At 72.2% G+C, this 26,944-nt stretch carries 18 protein-coding genes, 1 tRNA gene and 2 pseudogenes; 11 read left to right on the forward strand and 10 right to left on the reverse strand.

All coding sequences use genetic code 11. The annotated features are described in order from the left end of the window. Positions 1-288 precede the first annotated feature (288 nt). Positions 289-915, forward strand: a complete 627-nt coding sequence (locus OHB41_RS20245; protein WP_266699632.1) for a nucleotidyltransferase family protein — start codon at positions 289-291, stop codon at positions 913-915. 24 nt (positions 916-939) lie between these two features. On the opposite strand, the gene OHB41_RS20250 is transcribed toward OHB41_RS20245, so the two are convergent. Both OHB41_RS20250 and OHB41_RS20255 read right to left on the reverse strand, forming a co-directional pair. Next, on the reverse strand, positions 940-1,659 hold the full coding sequence (locus OHB41_RS20250) for an HNH endonuclease family protein (protein ID WP_266706017.1): 720 nt from the start codon (positions 1,657-1,659) through the stop codon (positions 940-942). A 70-nt stretch (positions 1,660-1,729) separates the two neighbouring features. Next, positions 1,730-1,876 (reverse strand): hypothetical protein, encoded by a 147-nt coding sequence (locus OHB41_RS20255; protein ID WP_266699633.1) that lies wholly within the window; start codon positions 1,874-1,876, stop codon positions 1,730-1,732. A gap of 163 nt (positions 1,877-2,039) precedes the next feature. On the opposite strand from OHB41_RS20255, the gene OHB41_RS20260 reads away from it, so the two are divergent. Further along, positions 2,040-2,228: an antitoxin gene (locus tag OHB41_RS20260; RefSeq protein ID WP_266699634.1), complete on the forward strand. Its 189-nt coding sequence runs from the start codon at positions 2,040-2,042 to the stop codon at positions 2,226-2,228. A gap of 208 nt (positions 2,229-2,436) precedes the next feature. Here the strand turns inward: OHB41_RS20260 and OHB41_RS52645 are convergent. Further along, a pseudogene (locus OHB41_RS52645) lies at positions 2,437-2,775 on the reverse strand (helix-turn-helix domain-containing protein); the annotation flags it as partial. On the opposite strand from OHB41_RS52645, the pseudogene OHB41_RS52650 reads away from it, so the two are divergent. Beyond that, positions 2,758-2,928, forward strand: a pseudogene (locus tag OHB41_RS52650) (TetR family transcriptional regulator); the annotation flags it as partial. The pseudogenes OHB41_RS52645 and OHB41_RS52650 sit on opposite strands and share 18 nt — an antisense overlap. An 81-nt stretch (positions 2,929-3,009) precedes the next feature. Here the strand turns inward: OHB41_RS52650 and mfd are convergent. The 3 genes from mfd to OHB41_RS20280 form a co-directional block, all read right to left on the reverse strand. After that, positions 3,010-6,555, reverse strand: coding sequence for a transcription-repair coupling factor (mfd, locus tag OHB41_RS20270; RefSeq protein ID WP_266699636.1), 3,546 nt, complete (start codon positions 6,553-6,555; stop codon positions 3,010-3,012). Between the two features lie 314 nt (positions 6,556-6,869). Beyond that, positions 6,870-9,452 (reverse strand): ABC transporter permease, encoded by a 2,583-nt coding sequence (locus OHB41_RS20275; protein ID WP_266699637.1) that lies wholly within the window; start codon positions 9,450-9,452, stop codon positions 6,870-6,872. Next, positions 9,449-10,237, reverse strand: a complete 789-nt coding sequence (locus OHB41_RS20280; RefSeq protein ID WP_266699638.1) for an ABC transporter ATP-binding protein — start codon at positions 10,235-10,237, stop codon at positions 9,449-9,451. Before OHB41_RS20280 ends, OHB41_RS20275 begins: the two co-directional genes overlap by 4 nt. Before the next feature lie 425 nt (positions 10,238-10,662). On the opposite strand from OHB41_RS20280, the gene OHB41_RS20285 reads away from it, so the two are divergent. The 3 genes from OHB41_RS20285 to OHB41_RS20295 all read left to right on the forward strand — a co-directional run bounded on the left by OHB41_RS20285 (position 10,663) and on the right by OHB41_RS20295 (position 14,738). After that, positions 10,663-12,198 (forward strand): MFS transporter, encoded by a 1,536-nt coding sequence (locus OHB41_RS20285; RefSeq protein ID WP_266699639.1) that lies wholly within the window; start codon positions 10,663-10,665, stop codon positions 12,196-12,198. Between the two features lie 297 nt (positions 12,199-12,495). Next, the gene (locus OHB41_RS20290) at positions 12,496-13,059 is read left to right on the forward strand and encodes a DUF485 domain-containing protein (RefSeq protein ID WP_266699640.1); all 564 of its coding nucleotides are present in this window, start codon (positions 12,496-12,498) and stop codon (positions 13,057-13,059) included. Beyond that, entirely contained in the window at positions 13,056-14,738 is a 1,683-nt protein-coding gene (locus tag OHB41_RS20295) for a sodium/solute symporter (RefSeq protein ID WP_266699641.1), read from the forward strand. Before OHB41_RS20290 ends, OHB41_RS20295 begins: the two co-directional genes overlap by 4 nt. A 1,163-nt stretch (positions 14,739-15,901) precedes the next feature. On the opposite strand, the gene OHB41_RS20300 is transcribed toward OHB41_RS20295, so the two are convergent. The 3 genes from OHB41_RS20300 to OHB41_RS20310 form a co-directional block, all read right to left on the reverse strand. Further along, positions 15,902-16,789, reverse strand: coding sequence for a coiled-coil domain-containing protein (locus OHB41_RS20300; RefSeq protein ID WP_266699642.1), 888 nt, complete (start codon positions 16,787-16,789; stop codon positions 15,902-15,904). Between the two features lie 219 nt (positions 16,790-17,008). Beyond that, positions 17,009-19,864: an SUKH-4 family immunity protein gene (locus tag OHB41_RS20305; RefSeq protein ID WP_266699643.1), complete on the reverse strand. Its 2,856-nt coding sequence runs from the start codon at positions 19,862-19,864 to the stop codon at positions 17,009-17,011. 7 nt (positions 19,865-19,871) lie between these two features. Then, positions 19,872-20,867, reverse strand: coding sequence for an SMI1/KNR4 family protein (locus tag OHB41_RS20310; protein WP_266699644.1), 996 nt, complete (start codon positions 20,865-20,867; stop codon positions 19,872-19,874). Positions 20,868-21,095: 228 nt separating this feature from the next. Here OHB41_RS20310 and OHB41_RS20315 point away from each other — a divergent pair, with 228 nt between their 5' ends. Together OHB41_RS20315 and OHB41_RS20320 are read left to right on the forward strand one after the other, a co-directional pair. Beyond that, entirely contained in the window at positions 21,096-21,602 is a 507-nt protein-coding gene (locus OHB41_RS20315) for a YwqJ-related putative deaminase (protein WP_266699645.1), read from the forward strand. A gap of 133 nt (positions 21,603-21,735) precedes the next feature. Beyond that, positions 21,736-22,230, forward strand: coding sequence for an SUKH-3 domain-containing protein (locus OHB41_RS20320; RefSeq protein ID WP_266699646.1), 495 nt, complete (start codon positions 21,736-21,738; stop codon positions 22,228-22,230). 259 nt (positions 22,231-22,489) lie between these two features. Here OHB41_RS20320 and OHB41_RS20325 read toward each other — a convergent pair whose 3' ends face one another. After that, positions 22,490-23,800 carry a sensor histidine kinase gene (locus tag OHB41_RS20325; protein WP_266699647.1) on the reverse strand — a complete coding sequence of 437 codons (1,311 nt, stop codon included), beginning with the start codon at positions 23,798-23,800 and terminating at the stop codon, positions 22,490-22,492. Positions 23,801-24,041: 241 nt separating this feature from the next. Between OHB41_RS20325 and OHB41_RS20330 the strand changes: the two genes are divergently transcribed. From OHB41_RS20330 to OHB41_RS20340, 3 genes are all read left to right on the forward strand, one after another. After that, positions 24,042-24,113 (forward strand) — tRNA-Gln (locus OHB41_RS20330). Between the two features lie 118 nt (positions 24,114-24,231). Further along, positions 24,232-25,680, forward strand: a complete 1,449-nt coding sequence (glmU, locus tag OHB41_RS20335; protein ID WP_266699648.1) for a bifunctional UDP-N-acetylglucosamine diphosphorylase/glucosamine-1-phosphate N-acetyltransferase GlmU — start codon at positions 24,232-24,234, stop codon at positions 25,678-25,680. A 145-nt stretch (positions 25,681-25,825) separates the two neighbouring features. Continuing rightward, entirely contained in the window at positions 25,826-26,800 is a 975-nt protein-coding gene (locus OHB41_RS20340) for a ribose-phosphate diphosphokinase (protein WP_168528515.1), read from the forward strand. Positions 26,801-26,944 lie beyond the last annotated feature (144 nt).

The following is a 26,944-nucleotide window of genomic DNA, read 5'->3' on the forward strand; positions in this document are numbered from 1 at the left end:
CTCAGCCGTTCAACTCCCCGCCGGAATCGGCCGAGATCGGCAGATCATCCCCACCAGCCCTGGAAATCGAGGCTTGCGGGCCACCACTTCCGATCACGACGACAGCATCCGAACCCGGACAGGGTCCCCGGAGCGCGGGTTCACCGTGGTGTGCCGACGACAGCAGCGGCGGCGGCAGAGACGAGGCGGTCAGGGCCCCGAGGGAGGAACGGGGCCGCCTCCAGGAACGCGTAGGGCTCTCCCTCGGCACAGAACTCGCCGAAGGGGCCGTTGTGATAGGCAGGTCGCGTGATCGGCCGACTCCCTCTCGACCAGCAACTTGACTGCCTGCGTACGACGCTGTCCCGGAACGAGGTGTTGAACGAGGTACTGGCCCGCACCGCCACGTTGGGCCTGCCCGGCTGGTATGTGACAGCCGGGTGCCTGTTCCAGACCGTATGGAACGTGGTCACGGGCAGACCGCCGACCAGCGGCATCAAGGACTACGACGTCTTCTACTTCGACGCCGACGATCTTTCCTGGGAGGCGGAGGACGCTGCGATCAAGGCCGGGCGGGAGGTCTTCTCCGGCCTGCCCGCGGAGGTCGAGATCCGGAACGAGGCGCGGGTGCACCTCTGGTACGAGGACAAGTTCGGGGTGGCATGCCCTCCGTACGAGTCCACCGAGGCGGCGATCGACAGCTTCGCCGCGACGACGTGCTGTCTGGGGGTGCGAACAGAGCCGGACGGCAAGTGGCGGGTCTACGCGCCCCATGGGCTGTCGGACGTGTTCAACCTCGTCGTCCGGCCCAACCCGGTCCTCGCTCCGCGATCGGTCTACGAGGCCAAGACGGCACGGTGGCGTGGGCAGTGGCCCGAGCTGACCGTCCTGGAGTGGCCCCGTACGAGCGCCACGGCTCCCGCGGCCGGCGGCTGATGCCGACGGCCGCGTCCGTCCTGCTCAGCCGCCGCACTGCTGCAGCATCATCCGCTTGTCCGCGGACGTCACCGGAAGGTCGTACTTCAGTGACACCTGCGCGAAGCGCACCACGTAGGAGCAGCGGATCTGCTTGTTCGGGGGCAGCCAGGTCGCGGGCCCCGAGTCGCTCTTCGCGCCGTTGGTCGGTCCGTCCACCGGGATCAGGTTGAGCGGGTCGTTGGCGATGTCCTCCCGCTTGCCCTTCGTCCAGTGCGAGGCGCCCATCTGCCAGTCGTAGGACAACGGCATGACGTGGTCGATCTGGACCGTCGTCGCACGGGACTTGGCCCACTCGATCGTCTTCCCGGTGTACGGGTCGTGCAGCGTCATGGAGGTGACGATGCAGTCGGAGCCGGCCCGGAAGCGGGCCTTCTCACCATCGCGCTTCAGGAGATCGTTCCGCGAGTCGCAGCCGTTGTGGGCAAAGGGGATGCTGCCCGGAGCCGAGTCCATCCAGGCGTAGCCGAACTCGTCCCTCTTGTAGCCCGTCTTGGGCCCGCGCCCCTTCGTCGCCACCTTCCCGATCAGCGACCGCGCCTTCGCCTTGTCCGCGGCGGAAGCGATCACCGCCATCCCCGGCTTCGTGCCGTCGGGATTGTCCAGCGGGTTCACGGCCCGGCTGTTGCCGGCGGGCGAGACGGCGGAGCCGGAGGGTCCGGCGTCCGCGGGCGGAGCGATGTCCTTGCAGCCGGTGACCACCATTCCGGCGGCCACCACCGCGGCGGATGCCAGGAGGACGCGCCGTCCCCCGCCGCTGTACCTCACGCGCCTCTCAACAGGCATGGCGCACCGCCCCCTGGATGAACTGAGAAAACTCCGCGCCGAGCGCGGCGCCACCCGTGTCCTCCTCGCAGCCGCCGGCTCCGACGGCGAACACCGTCAGCGCGGCCGCGGCCGCTCCACCCCTCAGACGCACCACGACGCCCCTCCCCTTGCCTCCCCGGATCCGCCCTGTGCGGGCGCATCTCCCCTGGTGCCCACGGTAGCGGTCGGTATGCCATGGCCCTACCGACCTTCAACGGGCAATAGGAGCACGCCGGGCGTATCGTCGGAGGTGACCCACCTCCGGAGGGAGTTCCTGGATGGGTATCTTCGACAGATTCAAGGATCGTGCGAAGTCCAAGGGCAAGGACATGTCCGACACCGCTGAACGGGACGTCAACCAGAAGACGGGCAACAAGTACACCGGCCAGGTCGACGACGCCCAGCAGCGGATCGAGGGCACGACGGGTCTGGATCGTGACCGGCCCGACCGACCCGACCAGCGGTAGCCCCTCCCCGGGGCTCTCCCGTCGGACGCGCGGAAACACGACTCGCCCGTAAGCGCCGCGTCGTCCACCGATCGACCGTGACACCGAGGCCGTCCGCGACGGGCAACTCCCGTGGGCGGCTTCCTCTTTGACGTGCACCGCCGCCGCACCGCCCCGCACCGCGCCCTGCCGCGCCCCGCGGACGCCCGCGTGTCACACCCGCGTGCCACACCCGCCCGATCCCCAGGGTCGACTCCGAGGGCAGCGGCCCCGAACCCGCCACCACGACCCAGAACTCGCCGAGCGGTTCGACGAGACGGGCGCGGTCGGCCGCGGCGAGGACCTCTCGAGGGGCGGCGGCGAGTTGGTCCGTGCGTCGCTCGACCTCGGCGCGGAGGTCACGGCCCGCCGGGGTGGCGGTGCCGGATTCCGTCACCGGACCGCGCGCGACCAGCCGTTCGCGTGCGGCGCTCCACTCCTCGGCGCTCCAGCCACGTCTCTCGAAGCGCTGCACGGAGGCCGCCCCGACCGCCGTGACCGAGACGAGTGCCTCGACGAGGTCGCCGCCTGGTCCCCGGCCCACGGCATCGCGACCCTGCTCCTCGGCCACAACCTGGACGGCGCGGTCGGCGACCAGGACCCCGAGGAGGTCTTCCGCGCCCTGACGGGAATGCTGTTCATGTCCCCGCCGAAGCGACCCCGGCCCCCCGGGCCACCCTGACCGTCCCCACGACGAGGGCCCCTCCACCCCCGATCCCCCACGCGGCGCCGACACCTCTTCCTCCACCCCGGGACGGAGCTTCTACGACCCCAGAACCGTCGCCAGGAACTCCCCGGTCCACCCCAGCAACTCCCGCCCGACCAGCGGCTTCCCGCCCACCTTCGCGGTCTTCGGGCGGGGGACCAGGAGCTGGTGGGCGGCGGGCTTGATGACCGTGCCCGGGTACAGCCGCTTCAGGCGCAGCTCCTGCGACTCCCGCAGCTCCGCCGGTGCGAAGCGGATGTTGTTGCCCTGGAGCACGACCTCGCCGACGCCGCACGCCCGCGCGAGCATCCGCAGCCCGGCGACCAGCAGCAGGTTCTCCACCGGCTCGGGCAACTTGCCGTAGCGGTCGACGAGTTCCTCCCGTACGGACTTCACGTCCTCCTCCGTGTTGGCGGAGGCGATGGCGCGGTAGGCCTGCAGACGCAGCCGCTCGCCCGGCGCGTAGTCGTGCGGGACGTGGGCGTCGACCGGCAGCTCGATCCTGACCTCCAGCGGCGGCTCCTCCTCCACACCGCCCTCCAGCGAGGCGCGGTAGTCGGCGACCGCCTCGCCGACCATGCGTACGTAGAGGTCGAAGCCGACGCCCGCGATGTGGCCGGACTGCTCACCGCCGAGCAGGTTTCCGGCGCCGCGGATCTCCAGGTCCTTCATCGCCACGTACATGCCCGCGCCCATCTCGGTGTGCTGGGCGATGGTCGCGAGCCGCTCGTGCGCCGTCTCCGTGAGGGGCTTCTCCGGCGGGTAGAGGAAGTACGCGTAGCCGCGCTCCCGGCCTCGTCCGACCCGGCCGCGCAGCTGGTGCAGCTGCGACAGGCCGAAGTTGTCGCCGCGCTCCACGATCAGCGTGTTGGCGTTGGAGATGTCGATGCCGGACTCGACGATCGTCGTCGAGACGAGCACGTCGAACCTCTTCTCCCAGAAGTCGACGACGACCTGCTCCAGGGCCTGTTCCGACATCTGGCCGTGGGCCGTCGCGATGCGCGCCTCGGGGACGATCTCCCGCAGCCGGGCGGCCGCGCGGTCGATGGACTCGACGCGGTTGTGGATGTAGAAGACCTGGCCCTCGCGGAGCAGTTCGCGCCGGATGGCGGCGCCGATCTGCTTCTCCTCGTAGGGGCCGACGAAGGTCAGCACCGGGTGCCGCTCCTCCGGCGGGGTGGTGATCGTGGACATCTCGCGGATGCCCGTGACCGCCATCTCCAGGGTGCGCGGGATCGGGGTCGCGGACATCGTCAGGACGTCGACGTTGGCGCGCAGCTTCTTCAGCTGCTCCTTGTGCTCGACGCCGAAGCGCTGCTCCTCGTCGACGATGACCAGGCCCAGGTCCTTGAACTTCGTCTCCGAGGAGAACAGGCGGTGGGTGCCGATGACGACGTCCACCGAGCCCTCGCGCAGCCCCTCCAGGACCGCCTTCGCCTCCGTGTCCGTCTGGAAGCGGGACAGCGCCCGGACGTTCACGGGGAACTGCGAGTAGCGCTCGCCGAACGTGCCGAAGTGCTGCTGCACGAGGAGCGTCGTCGGTACGAGCACGGCGACCTGTTTGCCGTCCTGCACCGCCTTGAAGGCGGCGCGGACCGCGATCTCCGTCTTGCCGTATCCCACGTCGCCGCAGACCAGGCGGTCCATCGGGACCGTCTTCTCCATGTCCTCCTTGACCTCGGCGATGGTCGTGAGCTGATCGGGGGTCTCCGCGTACGGGAAGGCGTCCTCCAGCTCGCGCTGCCAGGGCGTGTCGGAGCCGAAGGCGTGTCCCGGGGCCGCCATGCGCGCGCTGTACAGCTTGATCAGGTCCGCGGCGATCTCCTTGACCGCCTTCTTGGCGCGGGCCTTCGTCTTCGTCCAGTCGGCGCCGCCGAGACGGTGCAGGGTCGGTGCCTCGCCGCCGACGTACTTGGTGATCTGCTCCAGCTGGTCGGTCGGGATGTAGAGGCGGTCGCCGGGCTGGCCGCGCTTGGCCGGCGCGTACTCCACGACCAGGTACTCGCGGGTCGCGCCCTGCACGGTCCGCTGGACCATCTCGATGTAGCGGCCGACACCGTGCTGTTCGTGCACGATGTAGTCGCCGGCTTCGAGGGTCAGCGGGTCGATGGTCTTGCGGCGGCGGGCGGGCATCCGCGCGCCGTCCTTGCCGGCCGCCTTCTGGCCGGAGAGATCGGTCTCGGTGAGGACGGCGAGCTTGAGCGTCGGGTCCACGAAGCCGTAGTCGATCGAGCCGCAGGAGACGTGCACGACGGACGGTCCGATGTCCGCCAGGTCGGTTTCGAGGCGGGCCGCGATGCCCTCGCCGCCGAGCACCTCGACGGTACGGGCGGCGGGGCCGTGCGCCTCGGTGACGTACACCGTGCGCCAGCCCTCGGCGAGCCAGCCCTTGGTGTCGGCGAGCGCGCGGGCGGTGTCGCCGCGGTAGGTCTCGGGGGCGTGCATGCCGAGTTTGAGGGTGTCCGCGTCGCCGGAGCCCTCGGTGAACGACTCGTCGGCGGCGAACGGCGACACCGACCACCACATCATGTCCAGCTCGCGCGCCCGGTCCCGGACGTCCGCGATGGACCACAGGGAGGCCGCGTCCACGTCGATGGGCGCCTCGCCGCCGCCCGCGGTCGCCGCCCAGGACGCCTGCAGGAACTCCTGCGAGGTCGCCACCAGGTCCGCGGCCCGGGTCCGTACCCGCTCCGGGTCGCACACGACGGCCATCGAGCCCTTGGGCAGCACGTCGAGCAGCAGCTCCATGTCGTCGACCAGGACCGGAGCCAGTGACTCCATGCCCTCCACGGCGATGCCCTCGGCGATCTTGCCGAGCAGCTCGCCCAGTTCGGGGTGGGCCTCGGCGAGCCGGGCGGCCCGCTGCCGTACGTCGTCGGTGAGCAGCAGCTCGCGGCAGGGCGGTGCCCACAGTCCGTGCTCGGCGACCTCCAGGGAGCGCTGGTCGGCGACCTTGAAGTAGCGGATCTCCTCGACGTCGTCGCCCCAGAACTCCACCCGGAGCGGGTGCTCCTCGGTGGGCGGGAAGACGTCGAGGATGCCACCGCGGACCGCGAACTCGCCGCGCCTCTCGACCAGTTCGACCCGGGCGTACGCGGCTGCCGCGAGCGCTTCGACGACGCCCCCGAGGTCGGCGCTCTGGCCGGTGCGCAGCGCCACCGGTTCCAGGTCTCCGAGGCCCTTGACCTGCGGCTGGAGCACGGAGCGGATGGGGGCCACGACGACGGAGACCGGGCCGGTCTCGGGGTCGTCGGGGCGCGGGTGGGCGAGGCGCCGCAGGACCGCGAGGCGGCGTCCGACGGTGTCGGAGCGGGGGGAGAGCCGCTCGTGGGGAAGCGTCTCCCACGAGGGGTACTCCGCGATCGTGTCGGCGGGCAGGAGCGATCTCAGCGCCGCGGCCAGGTCCTCGGCCTCCCGTCCGGTGGCCGTGACCGCCAGTACGGTCCGGCCGGCCTCGCGGGCGAGCGCGGCCACCGCGAAGGGGCGGGCGGCGGGCGGCCCCACCAGGTCGACATGCATCCGGACCTCGCCGGTCGCGGCCTTCACCGCCTCCGCGAGAGCGGCGTCCTTGACGACGGCGTCGAGCAGACCGTGCAGGCTCATGAAGGGCTTCCATCCGGAGAGTGAGCAACGCGAACCGCCCGACACGTCGCTACGGGCCGGGGATCTCCAGCCTACGACGGCGCGCTCCCTCACGCCGGGCCTGTGGACAACGCCCGCGCCGGGCATCCGGCGCCGCGACGGGCCCGGCCGGGGAGGTGATCACCTCCCCGGCCGGGCCCGTTCCCCCGCAACCCCCGTGTGCGGCGGCCTTCGGGTCGTCCCCCGGTCGCCCTCAGTGACTATCGATCACCTCTCGATCGCCAGGCGGCCGGAAGAAGATCGCCCATCGGTCATCAATCGTCGTCGATCGGTCGTCAGTCGGTCGCGATCGCGTTCAGTACGTTCATCCGACCCGCCCGGAACGCCGGGATCAGGGCGGCGAACAGGCCCACGAACGCCGAGCCGATGAAGACCGCGATGATGGTGCCCCAGGGGATCTCCAGCACCTTCAGGCCCTCCAGGGCCAGCAGCTTCTGGGCGGTGGCACCCCAGGCCATGCCCAGGCCGAGGCCCAGCAGGGCTCCGAAGAGGGCGATGACGACGGACTCCAGGCGGATCATGCGGCGCAGCTGGCGGCGGGAGAGACCGATGGCCCGCATCAGGCCGATCTCACGCGTCCGCTCCACCACCGACAGGGCCAGCGTGTTGACCACGCCGAGGACCGCCACGACGATCGCGAGGGCGAGCAGGCCGTAGACCATGTTCAGGAGCTGGCCGATCTGGTCCTTCAGCTCCTGCTTGTAGTCGGTCTGGTCACGGACCTCGTACTGCGGGTAGCCGGCCAGCGACTTCTTGAGGGCCGCGTAGGCGGTCTTCTCCTGGCCGTCCTTGGCGCTGGCGAACATGATCTGGTCCGGCGGGATCCGGTCGGCCGGGAGGTACTTCCGCATGGTCTCGGTGCTGAGGTAGCGCGCGCCCTGGTCGATGGCCACGTCGTCGTCGGTGATCGCGGCGACCTTGAGCTTCGCGGTGCTGCCGCCCTTGAAGGCGACGGTCACGGTGTCCCCGAGCTTGACGTGGTGCTCGGTGGCGAAGTCGGAGCCGACGGACATGGAGTCCTTGCCGTAGGCGGCGGTCAGTTCACCGGCCGTCGTCTTGCGGTGCAGGTCCTGCGCGTAGGTGGGGTCGGCGGCCGTGACGCCGTCGCTGTCCGAGGAGCCGTCGGGGGCGATGAGCTTGGCCTCGATGTCCCGGTAGTGCGTGACGTGCGACAGACCGGGCGTGGACTCGATGGCCTTCGCCGCCTGCGGGACGACCCGCTGGTTGCCCTGGATGATGAAGTCGGTCCCGACGGTCTTGTCGAGTTCGTCGGTCGCGGAGGCGACCATGGAGGAGCCGACGACGGAGAGGCAGGCGACCAGCGCGAGGCCGATCATGAGGGCCGCGCCGGTGGCGCCGGTACGGCGCGGGTTGCGCAGGGCGTTGCGCTCCGCCATCCGGCCGACCGGGCCGAAGAAGCGCAGCAGCACCGCGCTGATGACCCGGACCACACCGCCGGCGAGCAGCGGGCCGATGATGACGAACCCGATGAGGGTCAGGACGACACCGGCGCCCAGGACCAGCGAACCGTCGCTCGCCTTGTCCGCGCCTGCCGCCGTGTAGAGCGCGAAGGCTCCGGCGCCGGTGAGGACCAGGCCGATGATGCCGCGGACGAGACCGGCCCTGCCGTCCGCGGGGGTCCCGGCGTCGCGGAGCGCGGCCATCGGGGAGACCTTGCCGGCCCGGCGGGCGGGCAGGTAGGCGGCGAGGACGGTGACGACGACACCGAGGAGGAGCCCGATGGCCGGTGTGGTCGCCTTCACGGTCAGATCGCGTGTCGACAGGTCCATGCCCGCCGCCGACATGAGCTTCATCAGGCCGACCGCGAGGCCGACGCCGGCGCCGACGCCGAGGACGGAGCCGAACACGCCGAGCAGGGTCGCCTCGATGAGCACGGACCGGTTGACCTGCTTGCGGGAGGAGCCGATCGCCCGCATCAGGCCGATCTCGCGGGTGCGCTGGGCGACCAGCATCGAGAAGGTGTTGATGATCAGGAAGATGCCGACCAGGAAGGCGATGCCGGCGAAACCGAGCATGGCGTACTTGATGACGTTCATGAAGGAGCCGACACCGGAGCGGTTCTCGTCCGCGGTCTCCTTCTGCGTCTGCACCTTGTAGGACGTCCTGGCGGTGGTGTCGGCGCCGAGCGTGGCGGTGACGTTCCGCTTGAGCTGCGCGTCGGTGACGCCGTTCGCGGCGGAGACGTTGATCTGGGTGAACCGGCCGGTGGCGCCGAGCAGTTCGCGCTGGGCGGTGGCGGTGTCGAAGTAGACGATGGCGGCACCGGGGTTGGTCACCTTGAAGGTGGCGATGCCGACGATCCGGGCCTTGAAGTCACCGGTGACGGCTATGGTCCGCAGTTCGTCGCCGAGCTTGAGGTGGTGCTTCTCGACGGTGTCGGCGTCGACCATCGCCTCGGTCGGCCCGCGCGGGGCGTGACCGGTGGTGATCTCCATCGAACGCAGGTCGTTGCGCGTCCAGTTGCCCGCGATGGTCGGAGCGCCGTTGCTGGAGCCCATGTTCTTGTTGGCGCTGTTGACGACGGTCACGTTCATGGAACTGACCGCGCCTTCGGCGTACTTGACGCCGTCGGCCTTCTCGGCCCGGGTCAGCACGGAGGCGGGCAGCGACTCCGGCCTGCCGTTCTGCGGGGTGTCGTCGGTCCTGGCTGCCTTCGGCGAGACCGTCACGTCGGACGAGGTCGCGGCGAACAGCTTGTCGAACGTCGTGTTCATGGTGTCGGTGAACACCAGCGTGCCGCAGACGAAGGCGACGGACAGCAGGACCGCGACGGCGGAGAGGGCCATCCGCCCCTTGTGCGCGAAGAAGTTGCGCATCGAGGTCTTCAGGACGGTCATGACGTACGCCCCCGGGCGTCGAAGTCCTTCATGCGGTCGAGCACCTGGTCGGCCGTCGGCTGGTGCATCTCGTCGACGATCCTGCCGTCCGCGAGGTACAGGACGCGGTCCGCGTACGACGCGGCCACCGGGTCGTGCGTGACCATCACGATGGTCTGGCCGAGCGAGTCAACGGAGCGGCGCAGGAAGCCCAGTACCTCGGCGCCGGCCCGGGAGTCGAGGTTTCCGGTCGGCTCGTCGCCGAAGATGATCTCGGGCCGGGCGGCGAGCGCCCTCGCCACCGCGACGCGCTGCTGCTGGCCGCCGGAGAGCTGGGTCGGCCGGTGCTTGAGACGGTCGGAGAGCCCGACGGTCTCGACGACCTGGCTCAGCCAGGCCTTGTCCGGCTTGCGGCCCGCGATGTCCATCGGGAGCGTGATGTTCTCCAGCGCGTTCAGCGTCGGCAGCAGGTTGAACGCCTGGAAGATGAAGCCGATCCGGTCGCGGCGCAGTTGTGTGAGCTTCTTGTCCTTGAGGCCGGTGATCTCGGTCTCGTCGAGGTGGATCTGCCCGCTCGTCACGGTGTCGAGCCCGGCGAGGCAGTGCATCAGCGTGGACTTGCCGGACCCCGAGGGGCCCATGATCGCGGTGAACTGTCCCCGCGCGATGTCCACGTCGATGTGGTCCAGGGCGACGACGCGGGTCTCCCCGGACCCGTACGCCTTCACGACCTGCCGCGCTCGCGCGGCAACGGCCGTACGCCCTCCAGTGCCCCCGTGCCTGGGAATGGTTACAGCCGATGTCACGGTAAGTCTCCTATATCGGTCGGCGGATGAGCCGGTCGGTCCGCGGATGCGGTGTTGCCGGGCGGATGCGGTGCTCTTGGCTACGTCGGTAAGTCTGGCGGCGGGGGGTGCTGCGGCGCGCTGGTGCCCAGCGCAGTCTTTTGCTGGGGAAAACCCCACCCCCAGGAGTGCGGTCCGTACGACCCCCGTACGTCCCGACCGCCTCCCCGACCGCTCGTCAGCGGCGTAAAGCCAGGTTAAGGAGGCACACCGCCCCTTCTCCTCCTCCGGCAGTACGAACCCTCCCCGAGCCGTAGTACGGAGGTACCCCTAGGGGCCGTCCACCCTTCGGTGGAGTCCTTCTCGGGGTCGGCTCCACCCTCGGGCGCGGTCAGCTTCCACCCTGCCGCGACGTGAGGGTCAAGTGAGAGGGTGGCCCGAGGCGGATGGATGCAAGGGGAAGGAATCCCGTGGATCAGGGGGACACCGAGATACGCACCGCGGGGGCCGTACGCCCGGGGGCTCCCCCCGACCGCAGGGGCGCGGTCGTCGCGGCTCTCATGCTCGCCATGGCGCTCGCCGCGCTGGACTCCACCATCGTGTCGACCGCCGTGCCGCAGATCGTCGGCGACCTCGGCGGCTTCTCGGTCTTCTCCTGGCTGTTCTCCGGCTATCTGCTCGCGGTGACGGTCACCCTGCCGGTGTACGGCAAGCTGTCGGACACCTTCGGCCGCAAGCCGGTACTGATCACGGGCGCCGTCGTCTTCCTCCTCGGCTCCGTGCTCTGCGCCACCGCCTGGAACATGGCCGCGCTCATCGTCTTCCGCGTCGTCCAGGGCCTGGGCGGCGGCGCGCTCCAGGGCACGGTGCAGACGCTCGCCGCCGACCTCTACCCGCTCAAGGAGCGCCCGAAGATCCAGGCCAAGCTGTCCACGGTGTGGGCGACTTCGGCGGTCGCGGGGCCGGGCCTCGGCGGTGTCCTCGCCGCGTACGCGGACTGGCGGTGGATCTTCCTCATCAACCTGCCGATCGGCGCGCTCGCCCTGTGGCTGATCGTCCGTCATCTGCACGAGCCGGTACGGGAGTCCTCCGGCCGCGCGCGCATCGACTGGGCGGGCGCGCTCGCCGTCTTCGCCTGCGGCGGCGTCCTGCTGACCGCGCTGGTGCAGGGCGGGGTGGCCTGGGACTGGCTGTCGGCCCCCTCGCTCTCCCTGTTCGGCACGGGACTCGCGCTGATCGGGGCCGTCGTGGTGATCGAGCGCCGGGCCGCCGAGCCGATCATCCCCGGCTGGGTGTGGCGGCGCCGCACGATCGCCGCGGTGAATCTGGCGCTGGGCGCGCTGGGGCTGCTCATGGTCGCCCCCTCGGTGTTCCTGCCCACGTACGCGCAGGCGGTCCTCGGTCTGGCCCCGGTCACCGCCGGGTTCGTGCTGTCGGTGTGGACGCTGAGCTGGCCGGTGTCCGCGGCGCTCAGCCAGCACGTGTACCGGCGGATCGGTTTCCGCAACACCGCGATGGCCGGCATCGGCGCGGCGGCCCTGATCCTGCTCGCCTTCCCGTTCCTCCCCTATCCGGGCGCGCCCTGGCAGCCGACCCTGCTGATGCTGCTGCTGGGAGGCGCCCTGGGACTCTTCCAGCTCCCACTGATCATCGGCGTCCAGTCGACGGTCGGCTGGGACGAACGCGGCACGACCACCGCGTCCGTCCTCTTCTGCCGTCAGACCGGCCAGACCGTCGGCGCGACCCTGTTCGGGGCGATCGCCAACGGGGTGCTGGCCGCGCGGCTCGGCGGGGCCGGGGATCTGGACGCGGTGACGCGGGCGCTGGACTCGGGCGCGGCGGGCGAGCGGGTGCGGCACGCGGTCGCCGACGCGGTCCACGCCGTGTACCTCGGCGCCGCGTGCGCCGCCCTACTCGCCTTCCTGGTGCTGCTGTTCGTGGCACCGAGGCGCTTCCCGGTCCTCGACAACCCCACGGACTGAGGGCGTCGCCGCGGCCGCCGGGTACGTGTTCCGGTGGGAATGGAGTCCGTCAGCGGGGTACGCGGGGGAGGCACACGGTTGCGAACACCCCCCACCTCAGACACCACTCCCCTATCTCTTCACACTTCCGCCACAGGGGTCACCCGGGTAACACCCCAGGTCAGCGAAGTAAGCGCATACCGACCGACCAGTTCGGCGAAACCCGCGCCCACAAGGGCTACCTGCGAGTAGCGTGCCTCGCCCACCCCCTGCTCCCTGCGGTCCGCACCGGACCCGAGCCACGCAAGGAGAACCGGGATGCCAGACGCGTTCTCGTCCCCCGAGTACCAGACGCCGCACCGACCGCCCGGACAGCCCCCGCATCCACCCTCGTACCGGCCGCCGTATCCGCAGCGGTCCCCGTCCCCGTATCCAGAGTTCCAGGACGCTCCGGAGTTCCAGGACTCTCCGGAGTACCGGGACGGACCCGCCCCGTACTCCCCCGCGTTCGCCACCTACCCCTGGCAGCCGCGGCCCCCCGAGCCGCCGAGAACGCGGCGGCCTCGCCATCACGCGCTGGGGCAGCACAGCGACATCCGGCTGCTGCGCGGCGCCTACCGCCGGCAGCGGCGGGTGGCGACGCTCACGGCGCTCGGGTACTTCACCCTCTTCCTCCTCCTGTCGGCGTTCGCGCCGGGCCTGATGACCAGCACGGTGTCCGGCGGACTGCCGACCGGGCTACTGCTCGGGCTGTTGCAGGTGCCCGTGACCTGCCTGGCGATCGGCGTGTACGAGTACACGGCACGCCGGAGCGTCGACCCGGTCGCGGACCGGATCCGGCGGCAGAGCGAGCTGGACGCCAAGCGGGAGGCGGCCCGATGACCGGGGCGATCGAGAGGGGCGGGACCGGGTTCAGCAGTTCCGCGCAGACCATGTCACTGGTGGCGTTCACCGCGGTCACCACGGTCACGCTGCTGCTGTGCGTGATGACCGGGCCGGACCGCGACGACCTCGACGAGTTCTACACGGGGTACGGGTCGCTGTCGCCGATGCGCAACGGCCTCGCCATCGCCGGGGACTACATCTCGGCGGCGACCGTGCTCGGCACCGGCGGGGTCATCGCGCTCGCCGGGTACGACGGGGTCGTGCTCGCGCTGAGCACGGCGCTCTCCCTGATGCTGCTGATGTTCCTGCTGGCCGAACCGCTGCGCAACGCGGGCCGGTTCACCATGGGCGACGCGCTCGCGCGGCGGATGCCGGGCCGGGCCGTACGCATCACGGCGTGCGCCGCGACCATCGTCGCCCTGCTTCCGCTGATGCTCGTCCAACTGGCCGGCACCGGAGACCTGCTGGCGTTCATCCTCGGCTTCTCCGGTGACGCGCTGAAGACCGGCTGCATCGTCGGGCTCGGCACGCTGATGATCGGCTACGCGGCGATCGGGGGCATGAAGGGCACGGCCCTCATCCAGATCCTGAAGATCGTGATGCTGCTCGGCTCGGGCACCGTGGTCGCCCTGCTCATCCTGAACCGCTTCGACTGGGACCCGGGGGCGCTCTCCCGGGCGGCCGCCGACCACAGCGGTCTCGGCAGCGCGTTCCTCCACTCCGGTCTGCAGTTCACGGGTGGCCCCAGCCCCCGCCTCGACATGATCAGTTCGGAGCTGACGGTCGTCCTGGGCGGCGCCTGTCTCCCGCACGTCACCATGCGCATGTACACCGCCGGCAGCGCCCGTCAGGTGCGCCGCTCGCTGTCCTGGGCCGTACCGTGCGTGGCCCTCTTCGTCCTGGTCATCACGGTCGTCGGCTTCGGGGCCACGGCGCTGATCGGACGCGGGGTGATCGCGCAGGCCGATCCGCAGGGCAACACGGCGTATCTGCTGGGCTCGCGCGCCGCGTTCGGGCCGGACGTGTCGACGGCCGAGACGCTCCTGTTCACCACCGTCACCACGGCGATCTTCCTGACCGTGCTCGCCTCCGTCGCCGGAATGATCCTGGCCTGCGCCAACTCCCTGGCGCACGACGTGTTCGCGCACGCCCGGCTCTTCCGGGGACGGCGCCACGACGACGAGCTGTCCCCCCGCCGCGAGATGCTCCTCGCCCGTCTGTCGGCCCTCGCGGTGGGCGCGCCGGCGATCCTGCTGGCCACCCTCGTCCAGCACCGCAGCCTGCAGCCGCTGATCACGCTCTCGTTCTGCCTGGGCGCCTCCGCGCTGGCGCCCGCGCTGGTCTACGGGCTGTTCTGGCGCCGCTACACCCGCACGGGCCTGCTGTGCACCCTCATCGGCGGTTCGCTGACGGTCCTGATCCTGATGACCGGCACCAACCTGGTCTCCGGCTCGCCCACCGCCGCGTTTCCCGAGGCCGACTTCAACTGGTTCCCGTTCACCACCACCGGGCTGGTGTCGATCCCGCTGGGCTTCGCTTACGGATGGCTGGGGACCGTGGTCTCGGGGCGCCGGAAGTCGGAGGAGCAGCGCAGGCAGTACGAGGCGGTGGAGGGCTGGATCCTGGCGGGAGCGGTGCGGTCACCGAGCCGTACGGGTTCTCGCGGCGCGCGCTGAGCCTCCGGCGGCTCTCCCGTCGCCCCTCCCGTCGGTCGTCGGCGGACCGTGCCCCGCGGGGCGCTGCCGCGGGGCGCTGCCGCGGGCCACGGGGCGGGGCGGGGCGGGCGGATGGCCGTGCGGCGCGGTGGCCGCGGCCGCGGCTGCGGCTGCGGCCGGTGCCAGGAGCGGGACCACGAGCCGCGAGCCGTGCGTCGCGGGCCGCAAGTCCGCTGCTCCGGACCGGTGTCCGGAGCGGGACCGCGGCCCGGAGCCGGTCCGCAGGCCGCCGTGCGGAGCAGGGCCGCAGGCCGGAGCAGGACACGAGCCGGGCGCCGCAGGCCGCAGGCCGTTGTCGCAGACCGCAGGCCGGCGCGGGGTCACGGGCCGGAGCAGAACCACGAGCCGTGCGCCGCGGACCCCTGTCGCAAGCCACGGCCCGAAGCCGGCCCGCACGCCGCCATCCCGCGCGGGGCCGCGGGCCGTTGTCGCGTCGCCGCAGGCCCGCGCGAGGTCACGGGCCGGAGCAGAACCACGAGCCGTGCGCCGCAGACCCCTGTCGCAAGCCACGGCCCGAAGCCGGCCCGCACGCCGCCATCCCGCGCGGGGCCGCGGGCCGTTGTCGCGTCGCCACAGGCCCGCGCGAGGTCACGGGCCGGAGCAGAACCACGAGCCGTGCGCCGCAGACCCCCGTCGCAAGCCACGGCCCGAGCCGGCCCGCACGCCGCCACCCCGCGCGGGGCCGCGGGCCAAAGCAAGGCCACGAGCCGCGCGCCGCAGACCCCCGTCGCAAGCCACGGCCCGAAGCCGGCCCGCACGCCGCCATCCCGCGCGGGGCCGCGGGCCGTTGTCGCGTCGCCGCAGGCCCGCGCGAGGTCACGGGCCGGAGCAGAACCACGAGCCGTGCGCCGCAGACCCCCGTCGCAAGCCACGGCCCGAAGCCGGCCCGCACGCCGCCACCCCGCGCGGGGCCGCGGGCCAAAGCAAGGCCACGAGCCGCGCGCCGCAGACGCAGGCCGTTGTCGCGGGCCGCAGACCGGAGCAGAACCACGACCCGCGGGTCGCGGGACGCGAGCCGTTGTCGCAGGCCGCAGACCGGTACGGAGCCGCAGACCGGGACGGGGCCCCAGGCCGGAACGGGGCCCCAGGCCGGGACGGGGGTGTCGGTCGGCGTGCCGGCGTGGCTACTCGACCGGGGCCCGGCCCGTCAGGGTCATGAGGCTCGACCGGACGTGGTCCATGTGGGCCCGTACGTCGTCCCAGCGCTCGCCGTGTTCGCGCAGCACCCGCTCGGTCTCGCGGACGATCCGCTCCTCCCGCACCCGCGCCTCGGCGATCAGTTCGGCGGCCCGCGCCACCGCGTCCTCCTGCCCGTGCCGGGCCGACTCCTCGGCCCGGGCGTAGTCGCTCCGGGCCTCGGCGAGGGCGGCCTCGGCACGGGCCACCCGCTGTTCGTGGTGTGCCTCGAACGCGGCCACCCGCCCGGCGGCCACGCGCTCGGCCTCCTCCCGGCGCCCGGCGTGCTCCTTCTCGTGCTCGGCGAGGAGCCCCTCCGTGCGCCGGCGCACCTCGCGCAGCGCGGCCACTGCCTCCCCGCGGTTCTCCTTGATCTCCCGGCGGGCGGCGATCCGTACGTCGTCGGCCTCGGCGCGGGCGGCGAGCAGCCGCTGCCGGGCGTCCTCCTCGGCCTCGGCGCGCAGCCCGTCGGCGTACTCCTGGGCGGCCTCGCGGACCCGCCGCCCCGCCGCCTCGGCCTCCTCGACGGCGTGCCGGGCCTCGTGGCGCGCACTCTCGCGCACGGCCGTGGCCTCCTCCTCGCCGAGTTCGAAGAGCCGGCGGGCGCGTTCGCCGAGCGTGTCGTACGTCTGCGGGGCGAGCCGCGTCACGGCCTCGCGCAGCCGCCGTGCCTCCCCGTCCATCTCCTTGGCCAGGACGGTCAGCCGGGCGGCGCGCTCCCAGGCGGCGTCGCGGTCCCGCGAGAGGGCGGCGGTGTACGCGTCGACCTGCTCGGGACGGTAACCGCGCCGCCGTACAGCCGGGAAGCCGTGCGGCGACACCGATGCGCTGCTCATCCCTGAACCCCTCTCCGATGTGCGCCCTGCGACATGATTCGTCGACATCATGTGGCGCATATCCTGATGGATGAGGCGTAAGTGTTCATAACGCGACACTCCGCCCGTCCGTTCCGGTCGAGGGAAGTAAAAAATGGGTTGAACCCGGTCATGCGAACCGGGTTCAACCCATGAGTGGTGTTCGGCGCGGAAGCCGCAACGCTCAGCGGGAGGTGGAGGTCACAGCAGGCCGTCCCACATCTGTTCCAGCAGAACCGACCACCAGCTCTCCGGCGAGCCGAGCGCCGCCGGGTCCAGGGAGGCGAGCTGGGCCTGGAAGTCGACGGTCCATCGGCCCGCCTGCTCCTGGTTGAGCCCGAACCGCAGCCGCCACATCCGGCCGAGCAGCGCCAGGCAGCGCGCGAACTCGGGCAGACCCGTGTTCACGAACTGGGGCGGCACCGGGGCACCGCCCGGACCCGCCTCCACCGGCACGGCCACGATGTTCGCCGTGCCGTACTGGACACAGATCGCCTTGCCGAAGTCGCTGCCCATGACCAGGTACGAACCCGCGTCCGGCGCCGGATGCACCCCGCGCTCCTGCGCCAGCTCGGCGAGCGTCGGCACCGGACGGCCCGGCTGCGCCTGCGCCCAGAAGAACGGGCCCATGTCGACCGGGAGTCCGGCCACCACCAGGGTGTGCGCCACGATGTTCGGCACGCCCTGCCGGGAGACCGCGACCTGGTCGAACCGGAACACGCCCGGCCCGAACGCCGCCGCCAGCTCGTGCCCGATCGCCTCCGGCGGGACCGGCGGCGCGGGCTGCACCGGCGGGATCGGCGCCCGCACCGGTGCCGGGCGCGCCGGACCGTCCGCCACCTGGTGCAACTCGCCCTGGTGCGCGAGCAGTTCGTGCATACCCTGCTGACGGCTCGCGTGGTCCGTCCCGTACGGGGCGATGCTCGTGATCCGTGCCTGCGGCCAGGTCTCCCGGATCATCCGCGCGCAGTACGCGCCCGGCAGCTCGCAGGACTCCAACTCGGTGTGCAGCTCCAGCACTTGCTGCGGCGGCACGTTCATCGCGCGCAGCTCGTGCAGCATCTGCCACTCCGGGTGCGGGGTGCCCGGCGCCGAACGCCGGATCAGCTGCTGCTCCGAGCCGTCCTGCGCGCGGTAGCGCAGGACGGCCTGGTAACCGGGGCCGACGGTCGGCTGACCGGTCGGGGGGTACCCGTACGCCGGGGGCTGCTGGCCGGGGGGCACGGGCGGGCCGGGGACCGGACCCCCCATCGGCTGGCCGGACATGGGCTGGCCCGGCATCGGCTGGCCCGGCATCGGCTGGCCAGGCATCGGCTGGCCCGGCATCGGCTGCGGTGCGCCGTGGGGCACGCCGGGGACCTGCGGCGCGCCGGGGACCGGTGGGGGCGGCGGCGCGCCGGGGCCACCGGACTGCGGGCCCGCCAGCATCGTCGCGGCGTGATGCACGCCCGGGGGCTGACTGCCCGGAGCCCCGGGAGCACTTGGGGGACCAGGGGTACCGGGCGGCTGGGGCGCGCCGGGGCCACCGGCGGGCGGACCCGCCAGCATCGTCGCGGCATGGTGGACACCGCCGGGAGGCGTCCCGCCCGGAGGCTGCGGGGCGCCGGGCGTGGCAGCCGCTCCGGGAGGGCCGGGAACGCCCGGCGCCGCCGGACCCCCGGGGCCGCCCGGGCCCAGCTGGGAGACGAGTTGGGTGGGCACGTACCCGCCCGCCGGGGTGCCCGGAGCACCGGGCCCGGACGGCGCGGGCGCGCTGCCCTGCCGTACGCCCGGCGCACCCGGGGCGCTCGGTGGAGGCGGGGTGCTCGGACCACCGCCCCGCGCGCCCCGCGGCGGCTGCGCCTTGCTGGTCGCGGCGTCGGCGATGTCACCGGCGTTCGGCGGCAGCGGCCGGGGAGGTGCCACGGGGGCACCCGGACCGGCGGGCGGCCGCGGGGAGCTCGGCGCGTCGCCCGGCGCCTGCGGGTAGCCGTACCCGGGCGCACCCGCGGACGGCGTGCCCTGCGGACCGCCGGGAGCGGAAGGTCCGGGCGGCGGAGGCGGCGGGGTACCCGGAGCGCCACCGGGCCCCTGCGGGAAGCCGTAGGCGGGCGGCGCAGGGGGAGGTGGTGTGCCGGGCACCGGCTGACCCTGCGGATAGCCGTACGGCGGGGCCGGTGCGGGGTCGTCGAGCGCGGGGGCGACCGCCGTGCGCGGAAGTTGGCTGCCGCCGGAGATCAGGGCCGTCTTGGCGTCCGCGATCGCCCCGGGCAGCGGCGTGCCGGTGTCGTCGGCGTCGGTCAGCGGCGGTGCGAACACCGTCGCCGGCAGCGGTACGGAACGGTCCTCGCCCGCGTCGGCGTTGGTGTCCGTCCCCGCCCACGGCGTCGCCGACGCGGGCACCCCCGGCGCTCCCACGGCGTCCTGCGGACCGGCGTCCGGCTCGTCATCGGCCGCGGCGGCGGGCCACGGCGTGGCTCCGCCGGAAACGCCGGGAAGACCCGGCGCGGTGCGCGGTCCGGCTCCGAAGGGCCCTGCGTGCGGCACCGCGTCCTCCGGCTCACCCGGCGCCGGGACCACCGGACCACCGCCCGCGGCAGCCGGGCCCTGCCCCGGGCCCGATGCCGCGGCGGCAGCCGCGGCCGGACGGGATCCCGCCCCGTCGGAGGCCGGCCCCCCGGACGCCCCCGGGCGCCAGTCCGGAATCCCCAGCTTGTCCGCGGCCTCCTGCAGCCACTCCGGCGGACTCAGCAGGAACGACGTCTGGTTGAGGTCGACCCGGGCCGGAGGCGCCGGCGCCGGTTCCGGGGGCCCGTCCGGCACCCCGTACTCCTCCTCGTACCGGCGGATCACCTCACCGACCGGGAGTCCGGGCCAGAGCGTCGCCTCGCCGCTGTCCCGCGCGATGACGAGCCGCTGCGCGCCGCCGTCCGAGCGCGGACCGTCGGCGCGGTCCTCCGCCCAGACGACGAAGCCGAGTTCGAACTCCCGGACCCGCACCTCGCGGTGCTGGTACCCGGGCACATCGCCGTTGATCCACTCTTCCGCGCGCTCCTGCGCCTGCGCGAAGGTCACCATCGGACGTTCACTCCCCCACCGAAGACACGGAAGAGACGGGAACGGCGTGCGCGAAGCCGCCGTCCACCATCAGGTTCGCCACCGTCTCCAGCTCCGGCGGATTGCCCGCGAGCCGGGACAGGAACTGGTCGAAGTCGGCGCCGCAGGACAGCAGCAGCCGCTGCACCCGCTCGGCCGGCGGCCACGCGTCCTGGTCGCGGGCGTCGTCGTACGCGCAGAACCACACCGACCCGATCGCGTCGCCCTTCACCTTGACGGCGAGCAGGCCGCCCTGCACGAACCCGACGCACAGGTAGTCCTTGGTCAGATGGTCGCGCAGGCACTTGTTGATGTAGACGAGGTCGTTGACGGCGGCCTCTTCGCGCACCGTGAAGAACGGCTGGTCGAGCAGGAGTCCGAGTTCCGCGTCGAGCACGGCGCCCACCGGCGCGCAGCCACCCGCCGCCTTCAGGAAGGACCGGTAGGCGCCCGGCAGCCGGTACCCGAGATCCTCCTCGACCGCCAGCACCTGCTGCTCCGTCACCGCGACCGAGGACTTCGGCAGCGCGAAGTGCGCGGGCCGCGTCTCCTGCAACGGCCGCGTCCCGCGCTTGGCGTGGTCGACGGTCGTGGTCGCGATGCCACCGTGGTGCCGCAGCAGCGCCTTCACCTCGACGGGAACGAGCTCCAGCCGCCGGGTACCGGCCACGTGGTGCCAGGTCCAGCCGTGCGGCGTGGCCACGGGCGGGATCGTGTCCCACAGCTCGTGTCCGGTCGCGGCGAGCGCCGCGTTCGCGGACACGTAGTCCGTCAGGCGCAGTTCGTCGACGCCGAAGCCCTCCGGGGGTTCGGCGATCTCCGCGGCGGCACGCGCGTACGCCGAGAAGTCGGGGTAGCCGTGCGCGTCGACCCGTACACCTCTGGGGTGGCGAGCGGCCCGGACCGGATCCGGGAAGTGCACGACCTGCCCGGCGTAGGCCGCGTTCGGCGGCGCGGCTTGCTGCCCGAGCCGACCTGTCGTCATGGCTGTTGCCCCCTGCGGCGTTCTCAATAGCTGTATGGATCGCGGATGTCGACAGCCTATGCGGTTGTAGGACACCGGTCACCGGGCCTCCGGTTCCGTGACCTGCCGTCACCCGGCCGTGACGGTGCGACGAAGCCCGGGCGTGTCGCGCGCCCCAGCTTCCCCACCCGCCACGCCGTTTGGCAGTCTGTAGCCGCATCGGGGGATGCATGGGAGGGAAGAGCGATCATGAACGCGACGCATACAGGCACGTCCGGGGACCCGCGCGTCGGCTGGAGCGGCTCCGAGGCACCGCACGCCCCCACCCTCCTGCACCGCCGGGACGGCATACTTCCGACCGTCGCCGCCGCCCTCTCCGTGCGCGGCGCGACCCTGACAGGGACCGCGGCCCGCGGCGACCAACCGCCCGCCCTGCACCCCTTGGTCCAGGACTTCCTCGACACCCTCACCAGCGCGCAGCGCGACCGCTTCACCGGCCGCTGCGCCGAGGCGATCCTGATCTCCCGGCACATCACCGGCCTGGACGCGGCGCGCAGCAAGCGGGCCGCACGCAAGCCGATGACCAACGGCGAGGCGCGCAGGGCCCTCAAGCAGGCCAAGCTCACCGCGCGTCGTATCCGCGAGGACGGTGACCCGCTGCACGGGAGCTTCGCGGCGCCCTGTCGTGCCTGTACGGCGCTCAGCGAGCACTTCGGCGTCCGTGTCGTCGATCCGACGGCGTCCGCCGACGCCTGAACCCATCCGCCCCCGCACCCGTACGTAGAACGGCGCCCCTCGTCTCCCACCGCCCCGCCGCGCCGCGCCGCCGATCCCCTGTCCCCGACTTTCTTGTCCCCCGCTCCCATGTCGCTCGACGAACGAAGGGCAGATGCACGCCGACCGCACCTCCACCACACGCTTCTCCGTCCCCGTGGACGCCGCGCTCCGCTCCGCGGGGTGGCAGCCCGGACGCTGGGACATAAAGCAGGCCGAGTACTGGGCCGACGCACTGCGGGAATACGAGTCGCCAGCCGGGCACCGGCACGCCGTGTTCCCGGCCGCGGTGGAGGCGTGGGCGGAGTTCGGCGGTCTGCGGGTCGTGCCGTCCGGGCCCGGTCGGCAGCTCGCCCCGACCTCGGTCCACTTCGACCCGTTGCACGGGCTGCACATGGCGCGCACCCTGGGTGACCTCGGGCGGGCGCTGGGCGCCGAGGTGTGTCCGCTGGGTGAGGAGTCCGAGTCCCGGGCGCTGCTCGCCATCGACAGTGAGGGGCGGGTCTACGCGCTCGATCACACCGGTGACTGGTATCTCGGACCGGACATCGACGCGGCCCTGACGACCCTCGTGTCCGGCGTGGAACCGGTTCGCCTGACGGCGGGCTGACCGGGTTTCCTCGCCCCCGCCGCCCCTGCCCGGCCCGGCCCCGGGGCTCCGCCAAGGGGCTGCGCCCGCCGGCCCCCCCTTCGCCCGAAGGCCTCGTCCTCAAACGCCGGACGGGCTGAGGGTGCGGGCCCGGGCGGCAGATTTTCAGCCCGTCCGGCGACTGAGGACGAGGCCGTCCAGGCCGAAGCGGGGGTCGGGGGCGGCAGCCCCCGGTCTCGGGACTGCGGCACCCAGGAACCCGGGGTTGCAGCGGATGCGTTCAGGCCTGCGCGGGGAGGACCGCCGACACCCGGAAACCCCCCGCGTCCGTGGGACCGGAGACGAACACCCCGCCGAGCGCGGCAACACGTTCCTTCATGCCCAGCAGCCCGTTGCCCCCGCTGGGAAGCCGCACGGCGGACACCGTCCCGGGCTCGGGCGGGCACTCGTTCTCGACCTGCATGGCGATCTCGGACACCCGATGGGCGAGCCGCACATACGTCTTCGCACCGGCCGCGTGTTTGTGGACGTTGGTCAGCGCCTCCTGGACGACCCGGTAGGCGGTCTGTTCGATCTCCGGCGCGTACGGACGCGTATCGCCCTCCACCGACAGAGCGACCACCATCCCGGCCGCCGCCGACTGCCCGACCAGCTCGTCCAGTTCCGCGAGGCTGGGCCCGTCACCGGGATCGTCGGCCGCGCGCGACGCCGCCGCGGCCGCCGCCATGCCCACCGCGGCCAGCGGCACCGGCTGAGGCCGCGAGGCCAGCCCGTCGCCCGTGCGCAGCACGCCCAGCATCTCGCGCAGCTCGGTCAGCGCCTGCCGTCCCATGTCGCCGACCAGTGCCGCGTTCCGGACGGCCTTCTCGGGGTCCTTCCGGGCCACGGCCTGAAGAGCCGCCGCGTGCACCACCATCAGGGACACCCGGTGCGCGACCACGTCGTGCATCTCCCGCGCGATCCGCGTCCGCTCCTCGTTGCGCGCCCACTCCGCCCGCTCCTCGGCCCGCTCGGCCAGCAGCTGCAACTCCCGCTCCAGCGAGTCGGCCCGCTCCCGCAGGCTCTCCATCAGCCGGCGCCGTGCCCCCACGTACAGGCCGAGCAGGACGGGCGGGGCGGTCATGCCGATGGCGGTCGTGATGGAGACGAAGGGGACGAACCAGTCCCCCATGGTCACGTCCCCGCGCACCATGCCCTGATGGGCCCGGACGAACGTGACGATCAGCATCCCGGCGAAGGACATCCCGGCGAGCGCCGCGATGATCCGGCGCGGCAGCTCGGACGCGGCGAGCGTGTACAGCCCGACGAGTCCCATCGCGAAGCCCATCTGCGCGGGCGTGATCGCGATCGACACCAGCACGACGGCGATCGGCCACTTCCGCCGCAGCAGCAGCACGGACCCGGCGAGCAGCCCGAACACCGCGCCCACCGCCGCCGGCAGGCCCGCGTCGTGTGCGAACGGAATTCCCTCTGTCGCGCACTCGGCCGCCGACAACGCCGCGAGGCCCGCGTCGAGCACGGCGCCGCGCCACCTGACCCACCACCACGGCCCCGTCCCGGCCTCGGTGTGCTCTTCCCCCGTCGTGGTCATGCCTCCAGCCTACGTTTGCTCCCCGCCCCTTTTCCGGTGAGTTTCGCCTCCTCCCCCACACCACGACCCGCTGCCGATCGGACGCGAAACCTGCCGGTATCCCTCGAACTGCCGAATCGCTCACCGTTCGACCCCGGAAGCCCGCTCGCATCAGTACCGTCGCGTCGAAGGCACCCGGTACGGCATAGTGTTGGGTGCCCGCTCGGCGACCTGGCCAAATGTCCGGTTCAGTCGAGCTTGATCCCCCGTGGTGTAATTGGCAGCACTGTGGCTTTTGGTGCCATCTGTCCGGGTTCGAGTCCTGGCGGGGGAGCCGTGACCGATTCGGGCCCTGACAGTTCCGTCAGGGCCCGCTCTCATGTCACTCCTGATACGCCCCGGTATCCTGCGGTTGTCCACACCCCAGCCATCCGTAGCCGAAGGGCATTCCCGTGAGCGCCAATCGCCCGGCAGCCGTCGTCGTTCTCGCAGCGGGTGAGGGCACCCGTATGAAGTCGGCCACACCCAAGGTCCTGCACGAACTGTGCGGCCGTTCCCTGGTGGGCCATGTACTCGCGGCCGCCCGCGCGTTGGAGCCGGAGAACCTGGTCGTCGTCGTGGGCCACGCCCGCGAGCAGGTCACCGCGCACCTCGCCGCGGCCGACCCCGCGGTCCGCACCGCCGTACAGGCCGAGCAGAACGGCACCGGACACGCCGTCCGCATGGCCCTCGAAGAGCTCGGCGGCGGCATCGACGGAACCGTCGTCGTGGTCTGCGGCGACACCCCGCTGCTGAGCGGCGAGACCCTGCGCCGCCTCGCCTCGGCCCATGACACCGACGGCAACGCCGTCACCGTGCTCACCGCCGAGGTCCCCGACGCCACCGGCTACGGCCGTATCGTCCGGGACGGGGCCAGCGGCGCCGTCACCGCGATCGTCGAGCACAAGGACGCCACCGAGTCGCAGCGGGCGATCCGGGAGATCAACTCCGGGGTGTTCGCCTTCGACGGGCAGCTGCTGGCGGACGCGCTCGGCAAGGTGCGGACCGACAACAGCCAGGGCGAGGAGTACCTCACCGACGTTCTGGGCATCCTGCGCGAGGCCGGGCACCGGGTCGGCGCCTCCGTCGCCGCCGACCACCGGGAGATCGCCGGGATCAACAACCGCGTCCAGCTTGCCGCGGCCCGCCGCACCCTCAACGACCGCCTGCTGGAGCGGGCCATGCTCGCCGGCGTCACCGTCGTCGACCCGGCCTCGACCTGGGTCGACGTCACCGTCACCTTCGAGCAGGACGCGATCGTGCACCCCGGCACCCAGTTGCAGGGCGCCACGCATCTCGCCGAGGGCGCCGAGGTCGGGCCCAACTGCCGCCTGAAGGACACCACAGTGGGGGCAGGGGCGCGGGTCGACACCACGGTCGCGGACACCGCCGAGGTCGGCCCCGAAGCCACCGTCGGCCCGTTCGCGTACCTGCGCCCCGGCACCCGCCTCGGCCTCAAGGCCAAGGTCGGCACGTACGTCGAGACGAAGAACGCCACGATCGGCGAGGGCACCAAGGTTCCGCACCTCTCCTACGTGGGCGACGCGACGATCGGCGACCACTCGAACATCGGTGCCGCCAGCGTCTTCGTGAACTACGACGGGCAGGAGAAGCACCACACGACCGTGGGCTCCCACTGCCGTACCGGTTCGGACAACATGTTTGTGGCTCCCGTCACGGTGGGGGACGGCGCGTACACCGCGGCGGGCTCCGTCATCACCAAGGACGTACCGCCCGGTTCGCTCGCCGTGGCCCGTGGCCAGCAGCGGAATATCGAGGGTTGGGTGGCCCGCAAGCGTCCCGGGAGCGCGGCCGCGAAGGCCGCCGAGGCGGCCTCCCGGGAGCCGGAAGGCGAAGCCTGACCGGAAACAGGTGCGTCTGACACGGCGTACCGTGATAAGTGCACACCCGCACCGTGCACCCGCACCCCCAGCTGAGACGGACTCCCGCGCCCAGTGGAGATGTCCTCTCACCATCCAGCTGAGACACCTCTGAGGAGACAGTGCTGTGACCGGGATCAAGACGACCGGCAAGAAGAAGATGATGTTCTTCTCCGGCCGCGCCCACCCCGAGCTTGCTGAGGAGGTCGCCCACAAGCTGGGTGTCGGGGTAGTCCCGACGAAGGCCTTCGACTTCGCCAACGGCGAGATCTACATCCGCTACCAGGAGTCCGCCCGCGGCGCCGACTGCTTCCTGATGCAGAGCCACACGGCTCCCATCAACAAGTGGATCATGGAGCAGCTGATCATGATCGACGCCCTGAAGCGGGCGTCCGCGCGGAGCATCACGGTCATCGTGCCGTTCTACGGTTACGCCCGGCAGGACAAGAAGCACCGCGGACGTGAACCGATCTCGGCACGTCTGATCGCGGACCTGATGAAGACGGCGGGCGCCGACCGCATCCTCACCGTCGACCTGCACACCGACCAGATCCAGGGCTTCTTCGACGGCCCGGTCGACCACCTCTTCGCGCTGCCGATCCTGGCGGACTACGTGGGTGCCAAGGTCGACCGGTCGAAGCTCACCGTCGTCTCCCCGGACGCGGGCCGGGTGCGCGTCGCCGACCGCTGGTGCGACCGTCTGGACGCGCCGCTGGCGATCGTGCACAAGCGCCGCGACAAGGACGTCGCCAACCAGGTCACCGTCCACGAGGTCGTCGGTGACGTGAAGGGCCGCGTCTGTGTCCTCGTCGACGACATGATCGACACGGGTGGCACGATCTGCGCCGCCGCCGACGCTCTCTTCGCGCACGGCGCCGAGGACGTCATCGTCACGGCGACGCACGGTGTGCTCTCCGGTCCGGCCGCCGACCGTCTGAAGAACTCCAAGGTGAGCGAGTTCATCTTCACGGACACCCTGCCGACCCCGGGCGAGCTGGAACTGGACAAGATCACGGTGCTCTCCATCGCGCCGACGATCGCCAACGCGGTGCGTGAGGTCTTCGAGGACGGCTCGGTGACGAGCCTGTTCGAGGAGCAGTAGAGATCCTTTTGGGTGTGGCCTTCCCGCCGAGTAGACTGCGCGAGTTGCTCGGCGAGGGAGGCCACACTTCTGTGTGGCGGTCCGTTATCGACGCGCTCTTCGTAGCAGGCCGATGTTCGGCCGGGTGACTCATCCCCAGGCCCT

Origin of the sequence: Streptomyces sp. NBC_01571 (assembly GCF_026339875.1) — a bacterium.
Taxonomy (GTDB): domain Bacteria; phylum Actinomycetota; class Actinomycetes; order Streptomycetales; family Streptomycetaceae; genus Streptomyces.

Excerpts from the sequence above, each read along its gene's own strand:
- OHB41_RS20250 (WP_266706017.1), bottom strand. The coding sequence starts at position 1,659 with ATGGTGGTCACCGGCTGCAAGGACATCGCTCCGCCCGCGGACGCCGGA.
- OHB41_RS20260 (WP_266699634.1), top strand. The coding sequence starts at position 2,040 with ATGGGTATCTTCGACAGATTCAAGGATCGTGCGAAGTCCAAGGGCAAG.
- mfd (WP_266699636.1), bottom strand. The coding sequence starts at position 6,555 with ATGAGCCTGCACGGTCTGCTCGACGCCGTCGTCAAGGACGCCGCTCTC.
- OHB41_RS20275 (WP_266699637.1), bottom strand. The coding sequence starts at position 9,452 with ATGACCGTCCTGAAGACCTCGATGCGCAACTTCTTCGCGCACAAGGGG.
- OHB41_RS20285 (WP_266699639.1), top strand. The coding sequence starts at position 10,663 with ATGGATGCAAGGGGAAGGAATCCCGTGGATCAGGGGGACACCGAGATA.
- OHB41_RS20290 (WP_266699640.1), top strand. The coding sequence starts at position 12,496 with ATGCCAGACGCGTTCTCGTCCCCCGAGTACCAGACGCCGCACCGACCG.
- OHB41_RS20295 (WP_266699641.1), top strand. The coding sequence starts at position 13,056 with ATGACCGGGGCGATCGAGAGGGGCGGGACCGGGTTCAGCAGTTCCGCG.
- OHB41_RS20300 (WP_266699642.1), bottom strand. The coding sequence starts at position 16,789 with ATGAGCAGCGCATCGGTGTCGCCGCACGGCTTCCCGGCTGTACGGCGG.
- OHB41_RS20305 (WP_266699643.1), bottom strand. The coding sequence starts at position 19,864 with ATGGTGACCTTCGCGCAGGCGCAGGAGCGCGCGGAAGAGTGGATCAAC.
- OHB41_RS20310 (WP_266699644.1), bottom strand. The coding sequence starts at position 20,867 with ATGACGACAGGTCGGCTCGGGCAGCAAGCCGCGCCGCCGAACGCGGCC.
- OHB41_RS20315 (WP_266699645.1), top strand. The coding sequence starts at position 21,096 with ATGAACGCGACGCATACAGGCACGTCCGGGGACCCGCGCGTCGGCTGG.
- OHB41_RS20320 (WP_266699646.1), top strand. The coding sequence starts at position 21,736 with ATGCACGCCGACCGCACCTCCACCACACGCTTCTCCGTCCCCGTGGAC.
- OHB41_RS20325 (WP_266699647.1), bottom strand. The coding sequence starts at position 23,800 with ATGACCACGACGGGGGAAGAGCACACCGAGGCCGGGACGGGGCCGTGG.